The 1,443-nt window shown below is 53.6% G+C and carries 2 protein-coding genes and 1 pseudogene; all 3 read right to left on the bottom strand.

What is annotated here, in order from left to right; genetic code table 11:
- Positions 1 to 216, bottom strand: a pseudogene (locus NZK35_RS35055) (transposase zinc-binding domain-containing protein); the annotation flags it as partial.
- Between the two features lie 96 nt (positions 217 to 312).
- A complete protein-coding gene (locus NZK35_RS31910) occupies positions 313 to 897 on the bottom strand; it encodes a DUF7738 domain-containing protein (RefSeq protein ID WP_259636586.1) in 585 nt (194 codons plus the stop codon).
- A 161-nt stretch (positions 898 to 1,058) separates the two neighbouring features.
- The gene (locus NZK35_RS31915; protein ID WP_259636587.1) at positions 1,059 to 1,391 is read right to left on the bottom strand and encodes a hypothetical protein; all 333 of its coding nucleotides are present in this window, start codon (positions 1,389 to 1,391) and stop codon (positions 1,059 to 1,061) included.
- Positions 1,392 to 1,443: the final 52 nt, after the last annotated feature.

Raw genomic sequence — 1,443 nt, forward strand, 5'->3', positions numbered from 1 at the left:
ATTTTGGTGCGATCGTCGTGCTGGGGACAGCACCGATGCCGACAGGAGTTGTAGGCGATGCTGTGGTAGTGACCTTCGGGGCAACTATTGACGTGCCCACCGAGCGTCCGAGTGCGACAGTGCTGGATGCACCATGCGGCGCGAAGCATCTCCCGCGAGACGCGAAGCGAAGGAGTCGAAATAGCGTCCGAAGATCTGTTGAAGCGTGATGGCCATCGGCACCTCGCAATCAATGTTTGCAGCTCAACCCGAAGGCCAGTTCAACGATTGGGATCACGTGGTCGCCGCGAACGACGTTCCACTTTATTAAACTCAACTCGGCGACTCACGTGCATCCCTTGGTTCTGCTCGATCGAGCTTTGATGGATGGTGCAGCATCAACAATACGCTTCCAATGGCGACGCTACCATCCGAACGCGGATTGGTCGAGTGTTGAATCGACCCTCGTGGTTGAATTGACACTCCAATTGTAAATCCACCTTTCTCAGACGATCGAATATCGGCAAACGGGATCTCTGGAAGTCGTGATGAGAAGTGGACCTCCGAGTTGTCCAAGAGTCCCACCGGATCTCCAATTCGAATGGGGATGCCACCGATGGTCAGCTTACCGCTGAACGGCGTCTTAGTCGTCTGAATACCATCCGGATCCTCACCGCACAGTTCGATGGAAGTGATCAGAGCGGTCTCGTGGTGTTCGAGCATCAATAAACCAATGTCGTCGTAGAGGTGTGCCTTGCCATAGTGACCAAATACGTATGCGAGCCCAATCGATGAACCAGTTCGATTTGGTTTTCCCAAAAAGCCTTCGAACGAGTCAATCGGGACCGCGTTAGCAAGCGAACGTCCATTGATCGTGACAGCATTTCGGTCGATGACCACCTCGCAAGATTTCGGCATTCGGTTGAAACTCCTCTACTGAGCAGAACGGTAGAAATCACGGGGAACGGGCAAATGACTTGCAAGCAGAAAAGAAACGGTCCACCCGTTCTCCCGTGCATTTCATGGTTCCCCGCTTCAGCGCACGGCATGCCGACCCAATCCAAACCAGCAAGCAAGACCTACTCTGCAGTATAGCGATCACAGACCATCTTGGATTGTGGACTATCCTCGTCCAGCATGTGCACCTCATAGCGTCCAAAGTTCAGCGATGCGCCAGTCTCGTTCAAGTCGTAGATCCTGATCCAGTAGCAATCGTCAAACAGAAAGGCGAGAGATTCGAGTGGAGATGGGCGATCGAGCGTGAGCGTGCCGCGTAAATTCGAGTGCAAGTATTCGATACGAACCTGAGGTGGGTAGGCGTTGATCGTAACGGACGTGATCTGCAGACCGTATTCGGTCTTGTAGCACGCTGAGGGCAGTTCGGATTGATCGCGAAATTCAGTCAAGGTCAACAGCGCGAGTCGAAGAAGACATCTCTATCGGGGAACGGCGGTGGTCACCGCG

The organism is Stieleria sedimenti, assembly GCF_025060895.1.
Lineage (GTDB): Bacteria > Planctomycetota > Planctomycetia > Pirellulales > Pirellulaceae > Stieleria > Stieleria sedimenti.

Bases quoted from the DNA above. Each gene is read 5' to 3' on its own strand.
- NZK35_RS31910 (WP_259636586.1), bottom strand. From the start codon at position 897: ATGCCGAAATCTTGCGAGGTGGTCATCGACCGAAATGCTGTCACGATC.